At 63.5% G+C, this 3011-nt stretch carries 7 protein-coding genes; all 7 read left to right on the forward strand.

Annotated elements, in window-relative coordinates; translation table 11 throughout:
• Positions 1-24 precede the first annotated feature (24 nt).
• Positions 25-294, forward strand: a complete 270-nt coding sequence (locus AC1P6P_RS20215; protein ID WP_481404250.1) for a hypothetical protein — start codon at positions 25-27, stop codon at positions 292-294.
• Complete coding sequence (locus tag AC1P6P_RS20220) at positions 294-563, forward strand: hypothetical protein (protein ID WP_481404251.1); 270 nt, start codon at positions 294-296, stop codon at positions 561-563. The genes AC1P6P_RS20215 and AC1P6P_RS20220 overlap by 1 nt, the downstream gene beginning before the upstream one ends.
• Positions 560-856 (forward strand): hypothetical protein, encoded by a 297-nt coding sequence (locus AC1P6P_RS20225; RefSeq protein WP_481404252.1) that lies wholly within the window; start codon positions 560-562, stop codon positions 854-856. Before AC1P6P_RS20220 ends, AC1P6P_RS20225 begins: the two co-directional genes overlap by 4 nt.
• A gap of 1 nt (position 857) precedes the next feature.
• The gene (locus AC1P6P_RS20230) at positions 858-1436 is read left to right on the forward strand and encodes a DUF5758 domain-containing protein (protein WP_481404253.1); all 579 of its coding nucleotides are present in this window, start codon (positions 858-860) and stop codon (positions 1434-1436) included.
• Entirely contained in the window at positions 1436-1672 is a 237-nt protein-coding gene (locus AC1P6P_RS20235; protein WP_481404254.1) for a hypothetical protein, read from the forward strand. The genes AC1P6P_RS20230 and AC1P6P_RS20235 overlap by 1 nt, the downstream gene beginning before the upstream one ends.
• Before the next feature lie 201 nt (positions 1673-1873).
• The gene (locus tag AC1P6P_RS20240) at positions 1874-2368 is read left to right on the forward strand and encodes a siphovirus Gp157 family protein (RefSeq protein WP_481404255.1); all 495 of its coding nucleotides are present in this window, start codon (positions 1874-1876) and stop codon (positions 2366-2368) included.
• Positions 2369-2460: 92 nt separating this feature from the next.
• Positions 2461-3011: hypothetical protein (locus AC1P6P_RS20245; protein ID WP_481404256.1), on the forward strand; the 551-nt coding region annotated here is incomplete at its 3' end.

Here is a 3011-nt window from a genome sequence, read left to right on the forward strand (position 1 = left end):
GTCTCCACGAACAGGAGACGGCACATGCAGATCACCCTTCACCAATTCGAACAGATCGACGGCTTGATGCAGGCGGTTCTCCGCCGCCCTGCGATCGAGGACATTCTCGATTGCGGGCGTGAATACTGCAACCGCGTGTACTTCCGCCCGGAATGGACGCTTGAGGATGCGTTGATCGTCGCGCTGGGCCGCGATTACGTCGATAGCTTCCCGAGCGCGCTGGAATGCGCCGCTGCGGTCGTAACCGGGGCACTCCTCTGCACGATTGAAGTGCTTGACGAGGAGGCCGCGTGATGATCACCACCACCCTCACCACCGCCCGCGCCGCATTCGAGCGTCTTAGCCCGGAGCAGGCGCTTTCGTTCTTGACCGACGTGTTCGGCGGGAACCTGGGTCCGTGCTTCGACGCATGGTCCGACGCGATTGCGCCGGTCAGCGATGCGTTCGACGCCGCGTATGACCAGCTTGATGCTGCGGTGAATCCGGAGACGCCCAGCGCCTACGATAGGGCCTGTGACGAGGCCGATTGGCGCTATGACTGCGCACAGGACGAAGCGGCATGAGTCCCGCCCGCACCCGCGCCGCGTGCCTCGCCGCCAGCTTCGAAGCTGCCCGGATAGCGCCCGCCATCACGCGCCCCGAGATGCTGCTGACCGATCTGCGCGAGGCCATCCACACCGCCGTGACACTGACCGAGCAGGCCAGCGCCAACTACGCGAACGTGGACGCACTTAAGCCCGAGCGCGAACTGCACGCCGCCGAACTGGCCGCGCTCGAAGCACGCGACGACATGCGCCAAGCATTCGAGGCCATCGGGATCGACCGGAAAATGCTGCTTCGGCTTTGGAGGATTTGAGATGAAATTCGAAGTTATAAACCGCTTTACCGGCGAGATTGCTTTCACCGCCGAGATCGACTGCGCGGAAAGCGAATATCGCAGCGTAAAGCTGGGCCTCGCCGTCAAATGGGCGATAAAGAATAAGGCCTACCTGTCGCGGGCCTACCTGTCGCGGGCCAACCTGTCGCGGGCCTACCTGTCGGGGGCCAACCTGTCGGGGGCCAACCTGTCGGGGGCCTACCTGTCGGGGGCCGACCTGTCGGGGGCCAAAGGCTCTGAATTGGCCGTCGCCCGCACCCGCATCCTACCCGATGGTGCGATCATCGGTTGGAAGAAATGCCGCAATGACGTGATCGTCAAATTGCGCATCCCCGAGGACAGTCCGCGCAGCCATGCATGGGGGCGCAAGTGCCGCGCGCATTTCGTTGACGTGCTCGAAGTGATCGGCGCGGAAGCCGGCATTTCCGAACATGACGGCAAGACGGAATACCGCGCGGGCGAGCGCCTGACGGCACCGAACTGGTGCGACGACTACACGCAGGAATGTGCGGGCGGTTTGCACTTTTACATCACCCGAGACGAAGCGGAGGCCCACTGATGGACAAGTTTCTGATCGACGTTCTCTCATGGAACGATGTTTACTGCGCTGCGGTCAACATTAACGCTGATCCAGCCGGACCCGAATACAAGTTCGGTGCCACCCTGCATTGGAAGGACAATTCCACGGCAACCGGTTTGTCGTGTTGCTTTGGCAGTGGTGCGACTGCTGGCGATGCAATGCAGGCCGCGTTGGCTACCATGAAGGCCCGCCATGCCGTCGAGGTGACGGCATGAAGCCCCTCGACGCACTGCTGATCGTGCTCGGCTTCATGATGGGCGCGGCGTTGCTGGGGGCGATGGCATGACCGCCGCGCGTATCAGCGACGACCGCCGCGCCACGTCCGCGCAGCCGCCGGTTAGCGCGGTGCCGACGAGCGTATGGCTAAAGGAACACACAGCCCCGCGCGCGCCGTGGTGGCGGAAATGGAGGAAGGCATGAACAACGCGATTGCCATTGCCGAGGTCGCCCGCATTGCCGACCACATGGCGGCGCTGTGCGGCGACGATGAAGCCTTGTTCGCCGACATGCTGGCGGGCGAGACCGACCTTTTCGAGATCATCGCCAAGCTGCACCAGCATATCGCAGGCGACGCGGAACTGATCGTCGGCATCGCCGCACGGCAGGCAGAACTGGCCGAACGTAAGGCGCGGCTGACAACCCGCGTTGCCGCGACGAAAGCCGCCATCGGCCAATTCTTGCGCGCGGGGAAGCTGCACAAGATCGAACTGGCCGAGGCCACGTATTCGGTGCGCGACGGCAAGCCCCGGATCGAGGTCGTGGACGCAGAAGCGGTCCCGCTGGAACTGTGCCGCCTAGAAACCAAGCCCGACAAGGCGAAGATTAACGAGGCATTCGCAGGCGTTGAAAGCCTGCCGAACTGGCTGACACTTATCCCGGCATCCGACGTGGTGACGGCGCGTAACAAGTAGGAAAGGAAATGAAAATGGGTGAACTAGCTATCATTCAGCCGCAAACCGCACCCGCGCCGGTTGTGCAATTCTCGTTCAACGACATGGCGCTTATGGCCCGCGCGTTCGCAGGTTCCGGCCTGTTCGGGGTCAAGACGCAGGAGCAGGCGCTGGCGCTTTGCCTGATCGCCCATGCCGAGGGTCGGCACCCGGCGCTTGCCGCGCGTGACTATGATATCATCCAGGGCAGGCCCGCGAAAAAGGCCGAGGCCATGCAACGCGATTTTGTCGCGGCGGGCGGAAAGATCGAATGGCACGAACTGAACGACACCCGCGCCGACGCGACGTTCTCGCATCCGGCTGGCGGCGTTGTCCGCATCGATTGGGATATGAAGCGCGCGCAAGCCGCCGGGCTGGGCACCAAGGATATGTGGAAGAAGTTCCCGCGCAACATGCTGCGCAGCCGCGTGGTTTCCGAAGGCGTGCGCACAGTGCTGCCGATGGCGACCAGCGGCATGTACGTGCCGGAGGAAGTGCAGGACTTCGCCGAACCCGCGCCGGTCAAGACCGCCCGCGACGTGGCCCCGACGCCGCGCGACGACACCGCCGCCAAGTGGGCCGACAGTTTCGTTGCGCAGGTGCGCGAATGCCATGATCTGGAAGC

Source organism: Rhizomicrobium sp., assembly GCF_056722145.1.